Raw genomic sequence first — 22,326 nt, 5'->3', positions numbered from 1 at the left:
CAGCGCGACGAGGGCGTTGGCGTAGTGCTGACGCTCCTTGTCGAGGCGGGCGCGCTCGCGTCAGTCACCACGACCTGCTCACGGAGACCACGCAACTGGCGGTCGAGATCCGCCTTCTGCGCTTGCACCGCCGCAGCCTGCTCCGCCGGTCTCGCGCCTCAACCGCTCTCGATACTGCTCCAGCTCAACCGCGGACAGCACACCAAGACGATTCATCTCCCCACGGAGCCGCTCCAGCTCCGCCCGCAACTGCGTCACCTCCGCAGCCAACTCCCGTGCTTTGCCCCGCGCTCCGAACAGCGGAATCTCAGAGTCGTCGGCCCGTGGCGTCGGAACGGACGGAGGCACGGGGGCAGCCACCACAGGAGCGGCGGGCGGCTGCTGCGACGCGACCGTAACGACAGGCGGCGCTTCGGCAACCCATAGTTGCCATCCCGGCGGAAGCGGCCCCCACGCCGGATCGGGCTTCCAACCAGGGCCCGGCACCCAGCCCGCCGGCGGCGTCGGCCAATTCGGCGGAGCGTTGAAACGGTACGACACAGATCATTCCCCTACGTGTCACGCATGAACCGCTGACGCTAGCCCCACAGCCACATCTCAACATCGATCACTCAGCCAACAAGTCCCACCAACAGGACCCACCCAGGTATCCAACCGCTCACCTACCGTCAGATAGCCGACCCAGGAAGGCTGCAACGGCTGCGGTAGGCATGGGGCCCATCACTCGCACCTGGAACTCGACGTGCGCCAACCTCTCCAGTGGATCCGTGGCCTCTGCCATGCGCCGTTGTGCCGGTCGCACGACACGGAGAACCTGCGACATGGCCAGGTCGACGGCAGTGTTGTCGTACCAGGCGGCGAAGGCGCACAGAGGGAGGAGCGCCCCACTCACAGCAAGGACAGTGAGCTGCTCCCGCATGTTCGACAGCGTGTCGACAAGGGCATAGAGCTGCGCAACTTCGGCGGCCATCAGGTTCCCGTCAGCGGTCGGCACCGGCTCACCTCCAGGCGCACCGGTGGGTCGCGCGGTCAGTGCCCGGCCGGTACGCCGCAGCTCACGCTGTCGGGCGCCTGAAGGTGGCTCCCGCTCCGTACCCTCAGCCTGTGCTGCCGCTCTCCGCCTGCCTCGCGGTCTGGGTGACCCGCGTCGAGCTCGGCGACCTCGCGACGTGGGTCGGTGCGCTCGCGAACATCGCCACCCTCGGTCTCGCTCTCCTCGCGGGCGTCGTCAGCTTCCGCGTCTACAAGATCGAGGCCCGCCGTGACGACCAGGCAGAGGCGGATCGGCGAGAACACGCCGAGGACGAGAGGCGCAGCCAGGCCGAGCTGATCTCGGTGTGGTTCGGACAGACGTCGGGCACTATCGTCTCGAATTCGACCCCGGCGACCGGCGGTGAGAGGCGCTCAATCTGGGCTGCGCAGGTCCTTAACGCTTCTCGCCTGCCCGTCTACGACCTCACGGTCTACTTCTCGCTGATGACCGGCGGCGGCGATGCAGTGAGGGTCCGGAGGGTCAAAGCCCGCCGTGTCGTGCCACCACTGGAGCAGCCACGAGTCGTCAAGGCGCCAAACGACTTCACGGAGAACCTGTCCGACGCGACCTTGCGCGACGAGGTCGCCGTGGCTGTGGAGTTCCGAGACGCCGCAGGACGCCGGTGGTTCCGTGACAACAACGGATACCTCCACCCGGCTCCCGACACGCAAGGAGCGAAGCGCGGCGGCTGGACCTTCTACCCGACAGGTTGAGATTCTGCGGGAACGCGCTCCACGAACTCGACGGCAGAGCCCGCGTCCACTGGCGTGGGCAGCCCGGCGAGCGGTTCTGCGAGGACGTCGACCGCGGCCTCACCGGCTCCCGGGAGGGCGTTCGATGCCCCTCAATCGAGGGTATTGGATCACCTGCGCCCGTCATGGCAGTGCCCGGAACGGTCACGCGTCCACCCCGGAGTTAAGGCTGATATCCAGCACGGCGCTCTGGCGTGAACAGCATCAATCACGAACAGCACCAGATGCCGGTACTCGTGCGGGTACGTCGGTAGGAAGCCGGCAATGATCGTGGCATCGTCCATGCCGTCTAACGCACGGTCCTCAACGAAGTCGACATCCGCGCCGAAGCCCTCCTCGGTCGGCTCCGCGATCCACTGCCTGATCCGGCTCCAGACGGCGTCATCGGTGAAGTCTGCTCGTGCCACCGGAACGCTCCACGTCCCGGTAGCTTTACCACCGGCGCAGAGTAACCGCCGATGCAGGCCCCGGCACACTGCCGCGCGGATCAGAAAACGCGGGAGCGTGCCGCCCTCCAAGCGGCCAAATTCACCGGCCGCGACCGATCACCCACTCAGCCGCTGTTCACCGAGGCTCGTGTGAGCGTGGTCGTCGACCACGCCAGGGCCCAGACCGAGTCACCCGCGTGCTGGCACGGGCGTCCCTCACGTGCGGCTGCGGCACCGTCCACCCACCGTCGTTCGGTACCAGGATGGCGTGCTCGGTACCGCTCGGCGTAGCTGTGGAGGAGATCGAATCGGCCGTGGTAAGCGAGCCACTCCAGAACTGCCACCGGGTCGACGGTGTAGTCGCCGGCGCGCGAGCTGACGATCGAGTCGGGCTCGCTGGCCTCGGCGAACCACGGCAGCACGCCCTCTCGCACCATCGCCACGAACCGCCCCAGGTGCCCAACACGCTGCGCGGGATCGGTCAGGTCGAGGTCGCCGTCCTGAGCATCGCCGTACACGTACCCGTTGGCCCGGCCCGACGCATAGCCCAGCAGGTGTCCGCAGACAAAGTCGCGGTCGACGGGTTCGGCTACCACCTGCGGGTGCGCCAGCCGCCACGTCCGCACTGCCAGGTCGCGTACCGCCACATGAGTGGAGATCGAGATGAGCCCCCCGACACGGTTGTACGACCCGGCCTGCAAGGCAACCTGCTGCACCACGCCACCGACCTGCCGATGCACGTCCGAGTCTTCACGAGCCAGCAGAAACCGTGCTCCCCCAACGCCTCGGCGATCCAGCGGCCGGCAACATCGACAACATCACGAGGCCGGCGAGCCACCAGCAACTCCCGATCCAACGCCACCCGGTCAGTCAACCACCACCGGCGGGTGCCAGTTCGATCACCTGGTCACCGGAACCTGACCCGGCTGAACCGCACTCGCAACTTTGCGTCACACACCAGCGCAGATCCGCACAGGGCAAGGCTGCAGAGTTAAGCTGGGCCGCGACGTTCGCCCGCTGCAGTGCGCTACGGCCGAGCTCGCCGCGCCCGCCTTCTGCGGCTCCGACTCGGCATCGAACGTTCAGGGGAACGAGGGACTTGAACCCAAGACAATCTCTTGTCGAGTCCCCTCAGGACTTGTCATTGGTTGTCAAAACCCCTTGTAACGGAAAGTAGCCGAAGTGGGCTTGTCATCACTTGCCCGAGGTGGTCGTTGAGCTGCAAGGACGCCGCTAAGGCCTCACGGACTCTTGTCACTCTTCGCCAACATTTGGCGTGGGTTTTCGGGGGGTAAACGGGGGGCCAAGGTTGAACGTCCGCCACGTCTGGCCGTCTATCCATCGGTCCTGCCAGCTTCATAGGTCGTGTACCGGCCGGACTTGCGGCAGCCCGTCCTCGGTCAGCACGATCGTCACCGTGACCTCACGCGGTGGCGGTCTCTCGGTGGTGTCGCGCAAGCTGTGGTGCGCGGGACATTCGCAGGAGGGCTGCAGCGGGTCCGGGCACCCGACGAGGGCAGACGTCAACCGCTGGACCCCGTCGACGTCGACCGGCCACGACCAGTCCATGTCCCACGGCTCCTCCCACGGCGGGTGAAAGCAATCGTGATCAAAGCGCACCAGAAGGCCAGCCCCACACTCCGGACAGGCCACCACGCTGCTCCAGCGGTAATTGACCTGATGCCCCGAGGCACCGTGCGGGACGCCCCAACAGCTGATGAACACAACCGTGCGCTGATCCGCCCGGCACACGACGCAGATGCTCATGGCTGCCCCTCCCCTGCCGTACGCCCGCAACCACACCGTAGAGATCGACGACACCCCACGGAGCGGGCGGAGGAAGCGAGCGCTGTGAGGGGTCGAGACGAGGTGGGCTCGGTACCGTGACGAAGTGATTCCGAGTTGTCCCGACTGCCACGCCGCGGGCGTCCCTCTGCTCTTCGGCCTCCCGGCACCGGAAGCCAGGAAGGCCGCAGCCGCAGGCGAGCTCGCGCTCGGCGGATGCTTCCTCCCCGAAGAACCGGTACCGAACTGGCAGTGCCCGCGACAGCACCGATAGCGCGACGCCGATGAGCGGACATGGGACACGCAGCTCCTAGCGCTACTCGCACACGGCTACACCGGGTGGACTGCCGACACTTGAGCCGGCAGCGAGAGCGGGCGCGGGCGCCAGCAGGTGCGGGGCTTCGGCACCGCTCGTGGCCGAGCGCGAGGACACCGCGGTCGCCATCCCCCGGCGCCGAAGGCGCGGACCGAAGCGCCGTGACTCCGGGTACTTCCCGGCAGGAGGTCCAGACCTCCTGCCGGGCCGGTGTGCGTGGCGACGAATCTGTCTCGCTCCTACGCGGAAAGCTTGATGGACAAGCTGGTCCCACGGGTTTCCGGCTCAAGCCTTCAGATCAAGTGGGCCGACAGGCTCCTCAATATCACAGTCCGAAATCCAATATGATAGCTGGCGCTGATAGCGAATTAGCATCGAAAAATTTTACTTTACCGGGCCGCCAAAGAAAACGGAAAGAATGTCATTCGCCTGACGGAGCACCCCCTCCCTATCTGCGACATCCATGCCGAGGCTCCTTGAGTTTGTGATGTGTGACAACATGTAGTAAGGGATCATCCAAACCCTACCGACAACCCTTGGGTCGAATCGATCCGGACCGTCGCTACTAATCTCCCTCAGGAGCCTGAGGAATCGTTCCGCGGATTCCTCTTCGAATCCCCCGAATCGCAATCCATAGAGGAATCCGCCTTCAGCAGACCACTCGAATCGCAACCGCTCTGATACGTCTTCGATATCCACGCCGTCCTCACATCAACTCGCTGGCCAGTATCCAGTGATGGCCTCCGGCGGAATGTAGCCATGGATCAAAACCTCCCGATCGCGGAAAGCAGTGTCGCCTATGCCATGCCATTGGTAACCATCCGGCACGTACAAACCGTTTGCCGCGTCTACGTAGCGGGAGTCAATCTTGGTCAAGTCAATCCTGACCACCCCTCTACTCTTCTTTGCGTCTTTACCACCATACTTCCCGAAGGCGACCTTGGGGTCCTTGGTGGTCGAGATCCATGGCGAGTCCTGTGGTGCAGCTAGGATGTGTTGCCAAGGAGGCACGTCGCCCTCACCTTTAGCACGCAGCCCAACACTCGGGTCCTCATTGGTCCGGATCGCACGGTAAACGATGTTCGGCGAGAAATCTGTCGGAATCGGTTCTTCGGGCCAACCCGAGTGCGGAGTCAGCCCACTTGATCCACTTCCATTTGGCGCGCTCTCCTGGTGCTCGTCACCGCGCACGGAGGGGGACCGGCCACTGCTCGGATCGTTGCCGATTTGACTACCGGGCGGAAGCATTGGCTCGGTGCCCGGTCGGGCACTGCCGCCTGGAGCGGGTCGGTCATCGACATCTACCAGCCATGGGGTGCGGCAGAGTTCTCCGTTGTTCAGTCCTGCCGCCCTCGAGGCCGTTACGCAGGGAGGAACGGTTGGTGGGGACGTGCAGTTGCGGCTACACGGTCCGCGCCCGCCCGGACCTGGCCTATAACCAGGACCAGGACCAGGAGCAGTCAACGCAGGCTCGTAGTAGGACCTACATGACGCCGAGTGTCGATTCCTTTCGCAATAGTGCATGCTGGGGAGGCTGATGGATGCCCCTGCGTTTCCTCGACACCACGCTGGGGCATCCGGGCGGGCTCCGTTACGTCCGTAGCACGGGTCGCCTGCGGGGTCACCCTCCCAAAATTCGTAGATCAGTTGACCGAGGGTGCCGACGCCTTCAATGAAGCAATAGATCGGGTCGCCATCCATGCAGTGCCCGCTCTTGTCCGTCGTATTGACGGGATCGTCGCCACCGTATGCGTACCGATTGACGGCAGACGGAGAAGTGGGGGCCAGAGTCCAGGTGTCACGGCTGGAGAAGGTTCCGCTTGCTGGGTTGTACCAGCGGGCATGGGCGTTGGTCTGAGTGGTGTCGGGGTCGGTCCAGCCGCCTTGGTAACCGAGCGGCAGCGTCCCCGTGGCCGCAGTGGTCTGGCCGTAGGGCTGGTAGGTGCGAGACGCGGCGAGGTCGCCGGTGGTGGGATTGGTGGCGGCGGTGAGGTCGTCGTGTACGCCGTCAGCTATCAGGTTCCGTGCAGCGACGATGCTGCCCTTATCGGACAGTGGCTGCCCGTAGGGGTCGTGGAGGATCGCGGAGTTTTGGCCGGGCGTGTCAGGGGTGCGGACGGGCTGGTTGGTCAGGTCGTTGTACAGGAAGGGCAGGCTGTTGCGTTGGGCGAGGCGGTCGAGGGAGTCGTAGGTGTAGTTGACGGTGTATCCGGTGCTGCTGGCTTGGGTGAGATGTTCGAAGGCGTCGAACATGTTGGTGTCGACGGTGACGCCGGTGGTGTGGGTGGAGAGAGTGCCCCGGGGGGTCCAGGTCCAAGATTCGGCGGCTTGGCCGGCGCCGTTGGCGGTCGAGGCGCGGTTGCGCGAGTCGTATGCGGTGGTCCGGGTGCCTGCGGGGCTAGTGACGGTGGTGCGGTTGGAGGCGTTGTCATAGCCGTAGGTGGTCTGTTGGTTGGTTGGTGATTTCCAGCTGGTGAGTCGGGCGAGGCCGTCGTAACCGTAGGTGTTGGTGCCTGCGCCGGCGACGCCGGTGGTGGTCTTCGTGAGGACTAGGTCGTCTTTGTCGTAGGTGTAGGTGGTGGAGGCGGTGGTGGTGCCGTTGGGCTTTTTGTAGGTGTCGGTGGCGAGGCGGCCGAGGCTGTCGTAGGTGTAGGCGCGGGTCGGCCCGCCGGTGCCGTAGGTGGTTTGGCCGAGTTGGCCGCTGTTCTTGTAGACGTTGGTGGCGGTGACTCCGGTGAGGGGGTCGGCGACAGTGGCGAGGGCGCCGGCGGTGTTGTAGGTGAAGGTCGCGGTGCCGGCGGAGTCCGTGCGGTTGGTGAGGTTGCCTTCGCCGTCGTAGGTGTAGGAGGCGTCGCCCGCCGGGCCGGTGGCGCTGGTGAGCTGGTTGCGGTCGTTCCAGGCGTAGTTGGTGGTGCCGTTGGGTCCGCCGACGCTGATGATGCGACCGCTCTGGTCGTAGCCGAGTTGGCGGGTGGCGGTGGTGGCTTCTGCTCCGCTGCCGGTTTCCTGGGTGAGGTTGCCGAGTTTGTCGTAGGTGAGGATTCGGCTGACGTTCCCGGGGAGTCGGTAGGTGACGGGTTGCCCGGCAGCGTCGTAGGTGGTGGTCCAGGTGCGGTCGGCGAGGTCGGGGTGTGCAGTGGTGGCGGGTTCGATGACGGAGGCGGTCTGGCCCCATGGGGTGTAGGTGTAGGTGGTGGCGTTGGTGTTGCCGTCGACCATGCGGGTGCGTTGGCCGACGAGGTCGTAGCCGAGTTCGACGGTCACGGCCGTGGCCGCGTCGGTGGGGTTCACGCGTTGGGTGATGGCGGCGAGTTGACCGGCGGTGTCGTAGCCGTACTGGTTGATGCGTCCTTCGCCGCTGGTGACGGTGAGCGGCTGACTGGCGCCGTTGTAAGAGGCGGTCGCGTTGCGAAGGGTGGTGGCGCAGGCGCCGGTTGTGGTGGTGGTGCAGTCGGTGGTTGCGGTCAGGCGGCCGGCGAGGTCGTAGGCCTGGGTGGTGACCGGGTCGACGTAGGTGGTGTCTTTGCCCTTCACCGAGGTGAGTGGCCGGCCGGCCATGTCGTAGGTGTACTGGGTGAACCGGCCGGTGGGGTCGGTGACTTTGAGTGGCTCGCCGGCGGCGTTGTATGCGGTCGTGGTGACGTAGGTCAGCGGGGTGGTAACGGTGGTAAGGTTTCCGGCCGGGTCGTAGCCGAGGTTGGTGGTCAGGTAGAGCGTGTTGCCGGTGGTGCGGTCGCTGATCGTGGAGGTGATCTGTTGACCGAGGTCGTTGTAGGTTGCCGAGGCCGATCCGCCGGTGGGGTCGACCGCGGACAGCAGCTCCCCGACTCGGTCGTAGCCGTAGGTCCAGACTGGTGTGGTTTTGGGTCCGTCGTCGTCGGGGTCCGGCAGGGTGCGGGTGAGCGGCTGCCCGTAGGGGTTGTAGGTGTAGGCGGTGATCCGGCCGAGGGGGTCGGTGGTGTGGTCGACCAGGCCTTGGTTGTTGTATGTGGTGTGGTGTGTGCCGGTGAGGGCGACGCCGCCTGGTGTGGTGTAGGTGGGCAGGCTGACGGTGGTGGGGCGGCCCGCGGGGTCGACGCTGGTGGTGGTGGTGTTGCCGTTGGCGTCGCGGGTGTGGGTGGTGTCGCCGAAGGTGTTGTAGCCGATGGTGGTGACGGGTGCGGCGTTGGTGCTGGCACCGTTGTTCCAGACGGTGCGGGTGGCACCGGTGGTGGTGACCGGGTTGCCGAGTGGGTCGTAGGTGATGGTGGTGGTGACGCCGGCAGGGTCGGTGGTCTGGGTGACGAGGCCGCGGGTGTCGCGTTGGTAGGCGGTGGTGAGGGTGGCGGGGGTGCCGCCGGTATTGGCGACGGTCTCGGTCAGGACTCGACCGATGTCGTCGTAGGTGTAGCTGGTGGATTCGGCTCGGCCCGGTGAGGCGGCGCCGGTGCGGGTGAGGGTGGCGATGGTGCCGTCGAGGTTGCGGCTGTAGGTGACCGCGCGGTTCAGGCCGGTGGGGTCGAGGTGTTCTTCCTTGATGTAGCCGGCCTTGTCATAGATCGTCGTGGTGCTGATGCCGCCCATGGCGATCTGCAGGTTGGGTTGTCCGGCGGCGTTGTAGTCGCTCTTGCTGAGCTGGGTTTCGCTGATGATGTCGCCGGCCGCGTTGCGGCGGACTCTGCTGCTGGTGGCGGGCAGGTTGTCGCCGTAGTAGGTGTAGGCGGTTTCGCGGCCCATGGCGTCGATGACGGAGGCGAGGCGGCCGCCGGGGTCGTAGGCGCGGGCGTCGGTGACGAGGCGGGTGGCGTTGGGGTCCATCGGGTCGACGCCGGTGCCGACGGCGGCGGTTTCGGTGCGGCGGTGGGCTTCGTCGTAGGTGTACTCGTATGCCAGGCCGCTGGGTTGGGTGACCTTGGTCAGGTCTCCCCTGCTGTCGTAGTCCTGGTCGACCGTCCTGGTGTCGGGGGTGGTGGTCAGGTCGGGGCGGCCGGCGGGGTCGTAGGTCCAGGTCCAGGTGCGGTCGGGGTCGTCGCCGGCGATGTCGTCGATGACCTGTCGGGTGCGTAGACCGAGGTCGTTGTAGGTGTTTGTCGTCTTGGCCTGGTGGATGATGCCGGTGACCGCGTTGGTGACGGGTGGGCCGGTGGTGGTGGCGACCTGGGACAGGGGGTTGTAGGTGTAGCTGGTGGTGCTGAAGGCGTTGCCGGTGGCGGGGCCGATGGTCATGGTGGTGATGCGCCCGAGCGCGTCGCGGGTGTAGGTGGTGGTTAAGCCGACCGGGTCGACGGTGCGGACGAGGTCGCCGGCGGAGTTGTAGTAGCTGTTGGTGGTCTTGCCGTTGCGGGCGGTCGCGGTCAGTTGCAGTCCGGCCGGGATGGTGCCGGTGCCGGCGGGTTCGGCGGCCTCGGTGCCGGTGGAGTAGGTGTAGGACTCCGTGGGCGAGGTGGAGTAGCCGGCGGGTGCGGGGTAGCTGACGGCGGTGATGTGGCCGATGGCGTCGAGGGTGTGGGTGACCCGGTAGGTGGTGTCGGTGGCGGATGCGGAGCGGGCGTCTGCCGTCCAGGTCCGCACGTCGTTTCGCGGGTCGAGTGGGTTCGTGGCGTTGAGGTAGTAGCCGGCGTAGCTGGTGTTGCATTCGGTGCTGGTTCTGCAGGTGGTGCGGCCGAGGACGTTGCCGCGGGTGTCGGTGTCGTAGGTAGTGGTGTTGTTGTTGGCGTCGGTGTATTTGGAGACGAATCCGCGGGCGTTGTAGGTCCACTTCTGTTCGCCGAACGTGTCCTCGCGGCTGACGAGGCGACCGCCGTGGTCGATGTCGTGGCGGTAGGTGATGGGTTCGGCGTTGTCCGGTGCGAGGACGACGACGCGGTTGCCGTTGTCCGGGGTGGGGTTGCCGAGGTCCCAGGTGGCGCCGTTGCGGTCGGTCAGGGTGGTGACGCGGCCGCTCGGACCGTCGTAGGCGACGGTGAGGGCCGTGTGGCCGCCGGGATCGGTGACGGCGGTGAGCCGTTGGGTCGGGGTGCGGGCGGCCCAGTGCGCGGAGATCTGGCTGGCGCCGAGGGGGTGCTTGTAGTAGGCGGCTTCGTCGATGAGGCCGGTGAAGGGGAAGTTTCCGGTGGGGGTGCCGGTCCAGCCGCTGCCGCCGCGGCCGTTGCCGATGGAGGCGTGGGCCATGTCGCGGTAGTCGATCAGTTGGCCGGTCAGTTGGCCGATCTTGACGCCGTCGAGGTAGAGCTGCTGGGCGTCGACGGCGCCGGAGAGCACGATGTGGTGCCATTGCCCGTCGTCCACGCGGGCCGCGGACGTCATCTGGGTCTGGCTTTGGGTGGTGGTCCAGATCTTGGCTCGCAGGACGCCGTTGGTGTCGACGTAGAGCATGGGCAGTGTCTGCGAGGGGGTGTGGCTGAGGTCGGTGTTCTGCATGCCGAACAGCACGCCGTTCTCGCCGGTGCCGGCCTTGAACCACAGTTCCACGGCCACACCCATGGAGGTGTTCGTCAGGTTTCTGGGCAATTCGACGGCGGTGGTGCTGGTGGCGCCGAAGTCGGCGGCGGTGTCCGGAGAGCCTGCCAGTGCCCCGGCCGCGCCGAGGGTGACGTCCTGGTAGGAGCCGTCGCGGTCACCGGCTTTGGTGGCGACGACGTTGGTGGCGTCGGGGGTGTCGGTTGGCTCTCCGAGGGGCCAGTAGGCGGCCGGGTTGTCGTCGGTGACGACGGAGCGGTAGTGCGACGACGTGGTGTAGGTGTAGGTGGTGCACGCTTGTGCCGACAGGGGGGTGCAGGCCTGGGTCAGGCTGTCGCCGGTGTAGGTGTAGGTCCACGTCGGGGCGGGCTGGCCGTTGGCGGGGGCGTCGGTTGCGACGGAGGTGACGTGCCCTGCGGTCCAGGTCAGGTGCAGCGCCCGGTTGCTGCCGTTGTCGGTGATCGTGGTCAGCTCGTTGTTGCTGTTGTAGGTGTAGGTCTGGGTACGGCCGTCGGCGTCCGCGACGGAGGTGAGCCTGCCGCCGGCGTCGAAGATTCTCCGGGTCCCGGTGGAGTCGCGCAGGGTCCAGACGGTCGGGCTGCCGGCGGCGACCAGGGTCAGGGGTGATCCCTGTGGTGAGGCGTAGGTGCCGTCCGGGTTGCGGCCGAAGCGCAATTGTCCGCCGGAAGCGAGCGTCACCAGCACGTTGTTCGAGCCGTCGGAGTCGGTGCTCAGCCGCTGGTCGATTGGGCTGCTCCAACCCGCGCCGAACGCCCCGGATGCCCGCAGATCCTGCGAGTTGTAAGTCCTGGTCATCGTCAATGCGGGTCCGGCGACCGGCACGGCGGCGTCGGTCACCGTGGTGGAGTAGTTGCCGACGTACGGGTTGAGGCCGGCTACCTCCGGGTCGTTGCCGGCGGAGGCGAGATGGCTAGACACCTCTGGCTGCGCCACTGTCGGTGTGAACACGTACGGCCCGAGTTCCGGGGTGGAGGCCTGCGTGTCGGACAGGGTGACGTACCAGTGGGCGGGCTGTTGCCATGTCAGCATCCCGGTGGGCACCGCCCACGCCGTCGATGACCGCCACGCCGTGCTCTGACAGCCGGACGGGGCCGCGGGGGTGCCCTTGCAGATGCGGAACTTCACCTGCCGGCCGCCGGCCGGGGTGTTGTCGGGGTCGAGGTAGTCCACCCACAGGCTCGGGGTGAGAGAGTCGGTGAAGCCGTTGTGCGGCGGGAACACCCCGCCGTCGCCGATGGTCGGTGCGCCGTTGCTGACGGTGAAGGTGCTCTGGCCGAATGGGATGCCGTAGGTGCTGTTGAAGGACGCGCCGGACGGGTTCACCATGTCGAGGCGGAGGGTGTAGGTGCCCAACCCGAGCGACTCGACCTGGATGGGCACGTCGGCGTACTGGTGCGAGCCGACGCTCTTCGGCATCGTGTAAAGCGGCCCGTTGCGCAGGACGGTCCCACCGGCGCTGAGGATCTTGTACGTCAGCCGGTAGCCGTTGGTCGGCGTCCAGGTCGTCGTGCCCCAGTTCGTTACCCGTGCGGTGATCTTTCCGGCCGACGCGGCAGTGACCGGCGGGTTGAAGCTCGGTGAGGGCAGGGAGTACTTGGCGCCCTGGTCGGAGTAGTTCAGGTCGATGTACGGGCGGGCCGTGGAGTTCGTGAAGTTCGCCGACGCGAACCGCTTCCAGGCGTAGCTGTCGGTCTCCGACGCCCGCACCGTCAGCCCGTAGAACGACTCGGTGCCGTGCAGCCACTTCATCACCCGGTCCGGCGGGAGTGAGAAGCCCGCCCAGTTCCCGCTCGGGCAGTCGTAGTAGCCGTAAGCGAACGAGCCGGTACCGACCCGGCTCGCCGAGTCGTACGACGGCCCCGCCCACGTCTTGGTCGTCGACCCCGACCACGACTTGGTCACCGCGTACACGTTGACGCTGCGAGACTTACAGGAGTAGGACCAGAAGTTCCACAGCTGCAACGTCGCGCCCAGGACGTACCGGTTCGGCCTCGACGCCTTCAGATCGTTGAAGTGCAGGTAGGACGCGGCCCGCTCGGTGCCACCGTTGTAGGTACCCACCAACAGGTCACCCTCGGCGGAGTTGTTGCGGTTCGCGTGATCACGCTTCGACACATACGTGTCGTCGGTCTCCGCGTTGTCGGTGAACGATGGGTCGACGATGACCGGAAACACCCGCGCCGGATCCCGCAACCACTGGGCATCCAGGTCGACCTGCAACGTCCACCCGGAGACCTGACGCTGCAGCGAGTACCGGACGTTGTCCGTCCGCTCCCCCGTACCCCGACGCGGGTGAACGTTCGAATCAACCATGAAACCGGGAGGAATGACACCCCGCACCTCGCCGCTGGTGTCGGTGAACTCCACCTCACCGGTGGCGTCGTTAAGCGCCGGAGTGACGCCGTTGACGGTCAGCGGGAAGGTCCACGTCGTCGGTGCGGCAGCGGAGTGCAGGACGATCTCTTCCTTGAGGCCCCACTCCATCGGCGTCAGCTTCACGTCCGACGCCGCACGCACACCAACGAACGTGGCTGTCGACTCCTCAACCGAGGACGACACCCGGGTCGCATCGGCGAGCGCGAAGGACACCGAAGCGTCATCGCCGAACGACAACGTCGCCACCTGCGGATCATCGCTACGCGATGCGACAGTCACATCCGCGGCGGACGCGGGCGCGTACCGTCCATCGGCCCGTCGAGACAACCGGTTGTCGATGGGCTTCCATGCTCCAGCCCGGTCTCGGATGAACGCCGGACCGTCATAGACCCGCAGCGTCTTCGTACCGTCTGGATTGGCGAACTCGGTCGTGCGCTCCGTACGGGCATCCGACCGCTCGACCGACCGGCCTGCGACTACACCACCGGTAGCGCCCCCCACCTCTCGAAGAGACGACGCCTCCTGCCCAGACTTACCCTCCCCAGGCACCTTCACCGCAGGGAACGTCTTCTCGGCGCCGACCGCGCCCGGAACCGGCGGCCGAGACGCACTGCCCCCGGCCGATCCGGCAAACGACGTCCGCGCGGTCGGCGCCTCGTGCGATGGCAACGTCGCCGACCCGGCGCGCTGAGAAGGCTTCACCGCACTGGCACCCGCCGGGGCAGCCGGCGATGCCATCGCCGGCTGCGGGGGCACCGCCGACAGCAGCGACGCCATCATGCTGAACGTCAACAAGCCTGCGAGGGAGGACCTGCGTCGAGCCCAACGGCCCACAGCCGCAACACCCATGGCGGATCCACGAAACGCACCGGCCACCGCAGTCTCCTCAAGGTCAGCAGAGTGCGCTGACAGTAAAGATCACTAACGGACCAGAGCAAGGGGCAGCACAAACTGCAAGGACGACTCAGCCAAGATCAGCCAAACCCGGCACGACGATCGACACAGCGTCACTCTCACGCAGACGTTCAACCATCAAAAAGCCGATGCATTGCCCGTCAAACGACATCAATCCGACGGTTCGTGGCAGGGCACTCCTGGAAGGCTGATCGACGGCCATCCGGTGCGGCGAGCGGCGGAACGGGGGGCACCGGACTGGCCGGGGCATCCCAAGAGTTGCCGAGAGTCCCGGGGCGAGTAGCCCTGGCCACCGGAGGCCATCCCCGTATCGTAGGACTCAGGGCCCTACTCGCCGGCGGCGCCGTTGTCGGTGCGGGCGGCCGGCTGTTCCGCTTCCAGATCACTTAGCCAGGCGTAGTCATAACCGACACGATCCCAGCAGGCGGTCATCCAGTCACGCTCGCGTTGCGCGGATACGCCCCACTGGTAGCGAAGCCCTGCCATAAGATTGTGCCGCCTGCTCGGCATGAGCAGAGCCGGCAAGTTGTGGCAGATGTCCGCTAAATCATGGATCTGATCGTGGAGCTTGATGAGCTCTTCCGTTGATTGGCCCTCGGTCGGCTGCGCAGACATTGCGCGGATCCACAGGAAGGTTAAACGCAGCAGCTCGGCGACGGCAGCTTCGGTCGCTTCTTGCGGTGAATCATCGGTCGACATAGCGGGAGCCTCCGTCGGCACAGTACCAACCGGCTCGTCTGTAGCCCGAACAGCCGCTCCCTCACTTCGCTGTCGAAGATAGCCGCGGACCGATACCTTGAGTATGCAATCCGTAACTCAGCGACTCGAACGGCTGCTTGGTAGGACTACCGTCCGGGGGACGCGTGACCCGACCAGTCTGGGAGCAACTCGACCCACTTGCCTTGAACGACGGTGTGTTCTACGTGCCGGCCATGGTCGAGTTGCAGCCGCGGCTCGCGCTCTGGGGACACCCCGATCAACCCGGTTTGCGCGAACGGCTCGCCAACGACCGCCCCCACGGCGCAGGCGGCCAAAAGCTGCTCTGCCTGCTCTGCATGCGCCATCAGGCCCAAAGAGGGCTCCCTCGCGCACCGGTCTGGCTGACCTTCGTCGAAGGACAGCACGGGCCGATGTTCCGCCACGAGAACGGCCGCTCACCCCACGCTGAGCACAAGCCCGAGACCGACACCCACAAGGCGCTGAAGGAGCGCAAGGCCCGCACATGGGAGTCCGTCGGCGGCACCGTCGAGGTCGAGGTCTGGCGGCCACGCGCCCGCCGCCGCCCGGACGTCCTGGCCATCGGTCCGGTCCTGACCGTGGCCGGGGAGATCCAGCACTCCAAAGAGACCCCCCGCACCATCCGAGCGCGGCAGCGAGCGCTCCGCAAGGCCGGCGACCGGGTGGTGTGGACCACCGACCGCGGCGCCGGCGACATCGCTTTCCTGCACCCGGTGCCGCACCTGTCCGTGCCAGCCCTCGACGACCACCGCATGTACCTATCCGAGACCCGCCTGGAGATCGGCGCCGGCGCCATCACGTTCGAACCGCACCGGTGCGGCTGGGCGGACCTCTGGACCGGGACCACTCGCTGCCCGGTCACCCGCACGGCCCGGCCGTGTGGCCGCTTGCACCTGTACCCGACGTTGAACCCGCACAGCTACAGCCGGCAGAAGGCCGCCACAACCGCCATGTTCCCCTGCGGCCCACGCCCTCACCTGGACCATCTCCTGGAGGGCATCCTTTACGGGACCTGGTTGCCGTATCGGCACCGCGACCGCGTCAGTTGGATCCCCGCCGACGCCCACGCCACCGTCACGGCCGAACGCGGCGCAACCCTCGACCTGGCCGAGACCGGAAGCGCCCCGCACCGCGACGGGCCTGCAGAACGAGCCTGCGAGCGGCGATACGACGCAGTCGTCGCGCAGGCGAAAGCGCCCGAGATCGAAAGCCTGCCCCTGTGCTGCGGCGAGAAGCCGCCCGGGCGGATCGATCAGCCACTGGTCCTCGCTTGCCAACTGTGCAGCCACTCCCCCACCTACTACCGCCGAGATGAACTCGACCGGGAACGGTCCGGTGCCCACCTGGATCGAGGGGTTGCCAGGCCCTGAGGTCCCCCGGCAGCTAGTAGGCCTTTCGGGGTCGCCGCTGGGGGCCCGCCAAGGTATTCAAGGGGCACGCTCGCTGCATTCACTCCCCCTACGCGTATCGACTAACGTGGCAACGCGGCACTTGCCAGTGCCACCCCGCCTGGGACCGAGGATACTTGAACCCACAACAACCTCTTGTCGAGTCCCCTCAGGACTTGTCATTGGTTGTCAAAACCCCTTGTAACGGAAAGTAGCCGGAGCGGCCTTGTCATCACTTGCCTGATGTGTTCGCTGAGCTGCAACGACGTCACTAGCCGTTCGCCGTTCCTTGTCACTCTTCGTCGACATCTGGCTTGGGTTTTCGGGGGGCCATGGCGTCACGTCCCGTGGCGTGGTGTAGAGCGTGAGTCTCTGCTCCTTGTTCAATGTTCGGGTCGAGCTGGCGTTTGGCCAGCCATGAGTTGATGAGCGTCGGCTGCGGCGTGGGTGACCTCGTGCCATCGGGGGTGGGTGAGGTAGTCGTCGTCGGCTGCGGTGGGTCCGAGTTCGTCGAGGATGGCGGACAGGGGTTTGAGTGTTGCGGTGATCGCGTCGGCCTCCTTGGCGTCGCCGACGATGGTGCCGATATCACTTCTGGGTGAGCGCTGGTCCCAGAAGGTGTCGTCGATGAGCCAGTGCACGGCTTCGTTCAGGCCGGGCCACGGCGTCGGGATGTGCGGGCGGAGGGTCGCGAGGATGGACAGGGCTGTGATGATGTCGGCCCTGCGGTCGGGCCAGGCGATGGTGGTCATGCGGCTGCCAGTTCGGTTGTCGCGACGGTGGGTGTGGGTGTGGTGATCAGTGCCATGGTGCCTTCGGCGAGGTAATGGCGGTCGCCGGTCTGCCATTCGTCGTGGGCTTCGACCAGCACGGCGCCGGCGAGGCGGAGCAGAGCTTCGGGGTTGGGGAACACACCGACGACGTCGGTGCGGCAACATCGTTTGATGCCTGCTTCCCGCCTCAGCCTGCCATGGTCGCTTCCCTCGCTGCCGGTGGGTGGGAGGAGAAGCGGGGCCCTGTGGTGCGCCGACTGCGGTTGCGTCTGGCCGATAGCGTCGTCGCTGCTGCCGAGTAGACGCGGCGGCCGATGGGCATAGGGAGGACGCATGATGAACGTCATCGTCGCTGCTGCCGAGTAGACGCGGCGGCCGATGGGCATAGGGAGGACGCATGATGAACGTCATCGTCCCTGCAACGGTTGGCGCTGCCGCATCGTTAGCCGTCGCGATCTTGTCGGCGTACCTGGCTGCTCGCCAACAACGACGGAGCGCCTTGGACGCCGAGCTCCGGTTGCTCCGTGAGACGTACCTAAATCCGTTGCGCTTCCATCTTGTCGAGAACCACTTCCGTTTGGCCGACACGTTAGAACGCGTCGAGGCGGCAGACGGCCGGTTCACCGAGTTGGACGTCGTGACCTTACCGGAGGAGGTTTCCAGCAAGACTGCAAGCTGGTTTACGGGCGAAGGCGCACGCCTGATTTCAGCCGTCTACTTAGGTGCGTGTCTTTTCGTGCATACGGGAAGAGTTCGGGACAACGTGCCGCACCTGCGCTTAACCGCGTCGGGGGACACAAGACTCGCGGAACTGCTGCTGCGAGTCCAGATCGGATTCCTCAAGGGCCGCGGAGTTCCATACGTGTTGCAGAACAGCATCGGTCACGATCTTTGGCATCGCGAGGAGCAACGACTGCGGAGCTATCGAGAGTTCTGCGACCTGCTGTCCAAGCCGAGTACCCGGGTTTGGTTCGACCCCTTGATCCAGGTTTACCTTGAGACTGGGCGGGGCGAGAAACTCTATCGCATCCGAATGCTCCTCGAAGCCATCGAACAGTTAGCGCGCTTTCTTGACGACTGCGTGGGTGGTGGCGGATCCGTCGCGAGCCGAATTAATACCGAACGGGTGGCGCGGGCGAGCTACGAACAATTTCTCGCCGAGTCGGACGCATACCTACATAACAAGAAGGGCGGCCACGACAGGGCTCGCTAGCCAACTGTCCTGTCGAACCTGCGCCGACGCCGAATAGGGCGCTGCGGCGGGGTGCAGTCTGGCGGACCAGCGGTGCCAGCCGCCGGTCGAGGGTAGTGATCTCCTCGGCGAGGGCGGTTACCCGTCCGTCGAGCGAGCCCGCACGTGCCGGAAACCCCAGCCGATCGGCTGGGGGTTTCCGGCCTCGGCAGCCGGCATAGCGCGCCGACCGATTCCCGACTCATCCCGGAGCCCGAGCCCGGACCCCGCGTCGCGCCGGCTTGCTAGCGTGGAAACGCCTCGATTCCTTCGGATGAGGAGGAGAACGTGGATCTCGGTTGGCTGGCGGGGTTGGGCGCGTCCGCGGCGGCGGTCTTGGTGCAGGCGGCCGCGACGGACGTGTGGCAGGGGGCACGCTCCGGGTTCGCCCGGCTCCTCGGCCGCGGTGACCCGCGACGGGAGACCGCCGCGGTCCGGCGGCTGGACGCCCTGGCCGCGGAGGTGGAACAAGCCCCTCCCGCCCAGCGTGACCAGGTACGCGCACGGCTGTTGCCGGCCTGGCAGACGCGGCTGTCAGACCTGGTCGAGGAAGACCCGGTCACCGCCGACGGCGTGCGTGACCTGCGTGACGAGTTGGTGACCCGGCTACCCACCGCGCAGCAGCAGTGGATCCAGCACATCACCGCGACCGCCTCCGGCGCGACCGCTCAGGGAGTGATGTTCGGCAGCATCGTCAACCACCCCACCCCGCCGGAAGCTGACCCGAGCGGCCCGGTACCCGACCCGGGTCAGCCCGATGACCGTTGACCCCCTCCTCGTCCAGCAGCAGGTTTCCGCCGTCGCCGGCACCGCGTACGGGGTGATCGGCGCCGACCTGCACGTCTTCGGTGACGGGACGCCGCTGTATCTGTTGGAGGAGCACCGCCGGCCCGACCCGCCGGACTGGAGCTGGCTGCGCGAGATGCCCTCCCGGATGCTCAACGCGCACGCCCGCGTGGTCCCGTTCACCGGCCGCGAGCCCGAACGGGACGAGCTGCGCACCTGGCGGGAGACCGGGCCGCGACTGGCGGTGCGCTGGCTGCACGCCCCGGGCGGTCGGGGCAAGACCCGGCTGGCCGCCCACCTCGCCGCCCAGGCCGCCGACGAGGGCTGGAAGGTCGTCACGGCGGTGCCCCACGTGGGCACGCCCAGCGCCCTGCTGGGCAGCGAGGACCTGCGGCCGGACCGCCACCGGGGAGTGCTGCTGATCGTCGACTACGCCGACCGGTACCCGCTGTCCAGCCTGCTCTGGCTGCTGCGCAACGCCCTGCTCCATCGGGCCGACAAACCAGCACGGGTGTTGATGGTCGCACGCAGCGCGTCCACGTGGCCGGCACTGCGCGCCAACCTGGACGATCCCCGCGTCCGGGCCGGCACGTCCGAGCACTACCTGGGTCCGCTTCCCGACGACGAGGACGCTCGGCGGGCCATGTTCACCGCCGCCCACGACAGCTTCGCCGCCGTCTACGGACTCTCCGGTCCCGACGCCGTCCCCCCACTCCTCGACCTGGGTGATCCGGAGTTCGGGCTCACCCTCACCGTGCACGTCGCCGCGCTGGTCGCCGTCGACACCCGCGCGACCGGCGCCCAACCGCCCACCCAGGTCGAGTTGCTGACCCGCTACCTGCTCGACCGCGAACGTCAACACTGGACCCATCTGTACGAGGGCCGCGCCCGCGGGCTGAACCACGGCACACCCGACGATGTCATGGCCCGTACCGTCTTCACCGCCGCCCTCGCCGGCCCACTCCCGCACCCCGAGGCCGCCGGGCTGCTGCGCCGGGTCGAGCGGGACCTGCCCGCCGAACGGATCATCAGCGACCACAGCCGCTGCTACCCGGCCGCCGACCCCCGTCGGGCCACCGTGCTCGAACCGCTGTACCCGGACCGGCTGGCCGAGGACTTCATCGCGCACACCCTGCCCGGCTCCGATCACCCGGCCGACCCGTGGGCCCCCACCCGGCTGGACGAACTGCTGCACGAGCAACCGTCGCCGGCGTCGGGGCACTCCCCGCCGCCGGCGACAGCGGCGACGTATGCCGCGCGGGCCGTCACCTTCCTGACCGCCGCCGCGGCCCGCTGGCCCCACCTCGGGCCCGCCCACCTCTACCCACTCCTGCGCAACCGGCCACAGCTCGCGATCATCGCCGGCAGCGCCACCCTCAGCGCCCTGGCCGGCATGACCGACGTCGACGTCACCGCGCTGGAAGCGGTCGAGGCGCTGCTGCCCGGCGACCGACACGTCGACCTCGACGTCGGCGCCGCCGCGATCGTCGACATCCTCACCACGCGCCGGCTCACCAAGTCCGACGATCCGGCGGAACAGGCCCGCCTGCACGCCACCCGCGCCTGGCGACTGGCCAACGCCGGCCGCTACGCCGAGGCCCTGGCACCCGTCGGGGAAGCCGTGGCGATCCGCCGTCGACTGGCCGACGCCGACCCCGCCACCCACCTGCCCGCCCTGGCGCGATCGCTGCACAACCTCGGGCAGGTGCTGTCCGAACTGGGCCGGCCGGAAGAGGCCCTCGCCCACAGCCAGGAAGCCGCGGACACATATCGCCGGCTGGCCCGGACCGATCCCGCCACCTACCTGTCGCACCTGTCCAGAACCCTGCACAACCTCGGCACGGTGCAGGGCAGCCTGGGCCGGTGGGACGAGGCCCTAGACCACGCCCAGGAGGCGGTGACCATCGGCCGCCTGTTGGCCGACATCGACCCGACCGGCTACCTACCCGACCTCCCCGGGCTGCTGAACAACGCCATCAAGCTCCTGGCGGAGCTGGGCCGCCACGCGGAGACACTCGTACTCGCCGAGGAGGCCGTGACCATCGGCCGCCGTCTGACCGACACCGACCGCGCCGCCCACGGGCCCGAACTCGCAAGATCGCTGCAGAACCTCGGGAACAGCCTGGTCCACCTGCACCGGCCCGAGGAGGCCCTCGCCCACAGCCAGGAGGCCGCGGACACGTTCCGACAACTGGCCGACACCAACCCGACCGCATACCTGCCCGAACTCGCCAGGTCGTTGACCGCGCTCGGCAACACCCTGGTCGAACTGGGCCGGCCGATGGAGGCCCTCGCCCCCAGCCAGGAAGCCGCGGAGGTGCTCCGACAACTGGCCGACACCAACCCCGCCGCGTACCTGCCCGAACTGGCCAGGTCGTTGAACGCCCTCGGTCAGGTGCAGGCCGGGTCGGGTCGGTGGACGGAGGCCCTCGCGCTCTTCGGGGAAGCCGCGGCCATCGGCCGACGGCTGGTCGAGGCCGGGGCCACCGCCTACCTGGGGCACTTCGCGAGGCAGGTGGGCAACCTCGGCCTGGCGCAGACGGAGCTGGGTCGGCAGGAACAGGCGCTCGTCCACCTCCAGGAAGCCATGGACGCGCACCGACGGCTCGCCGCGGCCAACCCCACCGCGCACCGGGGCGACCTCGGCAGGGCGTTGCACAACCTCGGCCTGGTGTGGGACAGGCTGGGCCAGCCGGAGCGGGCCCTGGCCTGCGCCGAGGAAGCCGTGTCCATCGCCCGGCAACTGGTCCGGGCCGAGCCCGCCAGCCACCTGCCCGACCTGGCCCAGTCGCTGAACAATCTCGCCGGCTTCCTGGCCCTGGTGGGGCGCGGCGAGGAGGCCATCGGGTTCGCCGAGGAAGCCGTGGCCGTCACCCGACAGCTGGCCGGCGCACCTCCCAACGCGTACCTGCCCGAACTGGCGCAGTCACTGAACAACATGGGTGTCTACCTGTCGATGGTGGACCGGCACGAAGACGCTCTCGCCGCCTGCCGGGAAGCCGCGGACCTGTACCGGCACCTGGCCGAAGCCGACCCGGCCGTCTATCTGCCCGCCACCGCGCAGGCGCTGTGCAACCTCAGTCTCCGGCTGACCGAGCTGGGACGGCGCACGGAGGCCCTGGCTCCGGCCGAGGAGTCGGTCGGCATCTACCGGGAGTTGGCCCGCACGGATCCGGCGATCCAGCGGGACCGCCGGTTCTCGATGGCGCTGATGGCGTACGCCCGGGCGAGGAGCGGAGCCCGGCCCGGATGACCTCCCCGCACACCACCGTCCGCCGCGCAGACCTCCGTCATCCGCCGGCAACGCGGCGGACGGCCCCCGGTCAGCTCGACGCCGGTGAGCGCG

Annotated in this window: 12 protein-coding genes and 1 pseudogene; 5 read left to right on the top strand and 8 right to left on the bottom strand. The window is 67.4% G+C overall.

Features of this window, described 5'->3' with window-relative positions:
• Positions 1–658 precede the first annotated feature (658 nt).
• On the bottom strand, positions 659–994 hold the full coding sequence (locus tag ACLQ2W_RS29145) for a hypothetical protein (protein ID WP_425790476.1): 336 nt from the start codon (positions 992–994) through the stop codon (positions 659–661).
• Between the two features lie 110 nt (positions 995–1,104).
• On the opposite strand from ACLQ2W_RS29145, the gene ACLQ2W_RS29140 reads away from it, so the two are divergent.
• A complete protein-coding gene (locus ACLQ2W_RS29140; RefSeq protein WP_425790474.1) occupies positions 1,105–1,746 on the top strand; it encodes a hypothetical protein in 642 nt (213 codons plus the stop codon).
• Between the two features lie 149 nt (positions 1,747–1,895).
• Here ACLQ2W_RS29140 and ACLQ2W_RS29135 read toward each other — a convergent pair whose 3' ends face one another.
• From ACLQ2W_RS29135 to ACLQ2W_RS29115, 5 genes are all read right to left on the bottom strand, one after another.
• A complete protein-coding gene (locus ACLQ2W_RS29135; RefSeq protein ID WP_425790472.1) occupies positions 1,896–2,192 on the bottom strand; it encodes a DUF6924 domain-containing protein in 297 nt (98 codons plus the stop codon).
• Between the two features lie 146 nt (positions 2,193–2,338).
• Positions 2,339–2,932, bottom strand: a complete 594-nt coding sequence (locus ACLQ2W_RS29130) for a hypothetical protein (RefSeq protein ID WP_425790470.1) — start codon at positions 2,930–2,932, stop codon at positions 2,339–2,341.
• 637 nt (positions 2,933–3,569) lie between these two features.
• A complete protein-coding gene (locus ACLQ2W_RS29125) occupies positions 3,570–3,980 on the bottom strand; it encodes a hypothetical protein (RefSeq protein WP_425790468.1) in 411 nt (136 codons plus the stop codon).
• Between the two features lie 1,045 nt (positions 3,981–5,025).
• Positions 5,026–13,926 carry an RHS repeat-associated core domain-containing protein gene (locus ACLQ2W_RS29120; RefSeq protein WP_425790466.1) on the bottom strand — a complete coding sequence of 2,967 codons (8,901 nt, stop codon included), beginning with the start codon at positions 13,924–13,926 and terminating at the stop codon, positions 5,026–5,028.
• Between the two features lie 465 nt (positions 13,927–14,391).
• Positions 14,392–14,763, bottom strand: a complete 372-nt coding sequence (locus ACLQ2W_RS29115; protein ID WP_425790464.1) for a hypothetical protein — start codon at positions 14,761–14,763, stop codon at positions 14,392–14,394.
• 203 nt (positions 14,764–14,966) lie between these two features.
• Between ACLQ2W_RS29115 and ACLQ2W_RS29110 the strand changes: the two genes are divergently transcribed.
• A complete protein-coding gene (locus tag ACLQ2W_RS29110) occupies positions 14,967–16,172 on the top strand; it encodes a hypothetical protein (RefSeq protein ID WP_425790462.1) in 1,206 nt (401 codons plus the stop codon).
• 401 nt (positions 16,173–16,573) lie between these two features.
• Here the strand turns inward: ACLQ2W_RS29110 and ACLQ2W_RS29105 are convergent, their stop codons facing one another.
• Together ACLQ2W_RS29105 and ACLQ2W_RS29100 are read right to left on the bottom strand one after the other, a co-directional pair.
• Positions 16,574–16,942, bottom strand: coding sequence for an SCO4402 family protein (locus tag ACLQ2W_RS29105; protein WP_425790460.1), 369 nt, complete (start codon positions 16,940–16,942; stop codon positions 16,574–16,576).
• Positions 16,939–17,157: pseudogene (locus ACLQ2W_RS29100) on the bottom strand (transposase); the annotation flags it as partial. The gene ACLQ2W_RS29105 and the pseudogene ACLQ2W_RS29100, both read right to left, overlap by 4 nt.
• A 203-nt stretch (positions 17,158–17,360) precedes the next feature.
• Here ACLQ2W_RS29100 and ACLQ2W_RS29095 point away from each other — a divergent pair.
• The 3 genes from ACLQ2W_RS29095 to ACLQ2W_RS29085 all read left to right on the top strand — a co-directional run bounded on the left by ACLQ2W_RS29095 (position 17,361) and on the right by ACLQ2W_RS29085 (position 22,233).
• Positions 17,361–18,176, top strand: a complete 816-nt coding sequence (locus ACLQ2W_RS29095) for a hypothetical protein (RefSeq protein WP_425790458.1) — start codon at positions 17,361–17,363, stop codon at positions 18,174–18,176.
• A 306-nt stretch (positions 18,177–18,482) separates the two neighbouring features.
• Positions 18,483–18,962 carry a hypothetical protein gene (locus ACLQ2W_RS29090; RefSeq protein WP_425790456.1) on the top strand — a complete coding sequence of 160 codons (480 nt, stop codon included), beginning with the start codon at positions 18,483–18,485 and terminating at the stop codon, positions 18,960–18,962.
• A complete protein-coding gene (locus ACLQ2W_RS29085) occupies positions 18,952–22,233 on the top strand; it encodes a tetratricopeptide repeat protein (RefSeq protein WP_425790454.1) in 3,282 nt (1,093 codons plus the stop codon). Before ACLQ2W_RS29090 ends, ACLQ2W_RS29085 begins: the two co-directional genes overlap by 11 nt.
• The last annotated feature ends 93 nt before the right edge of the window (positions 22,234–22,326 follow it).

The sequence above is a fragment of the Micromonospora sp. DT227 genome (assembly GCF_049841835.1).
Lineage (GTDB): Bacteria > Actinomycetota > Actinomycetes > Mycobacteriales > Micromonosporaceae > Micromonospora.
Note: the sequence above shows the minus strand (reverse complement) of the source record. Positions and strands in the feature narration are given on the sequence as shown.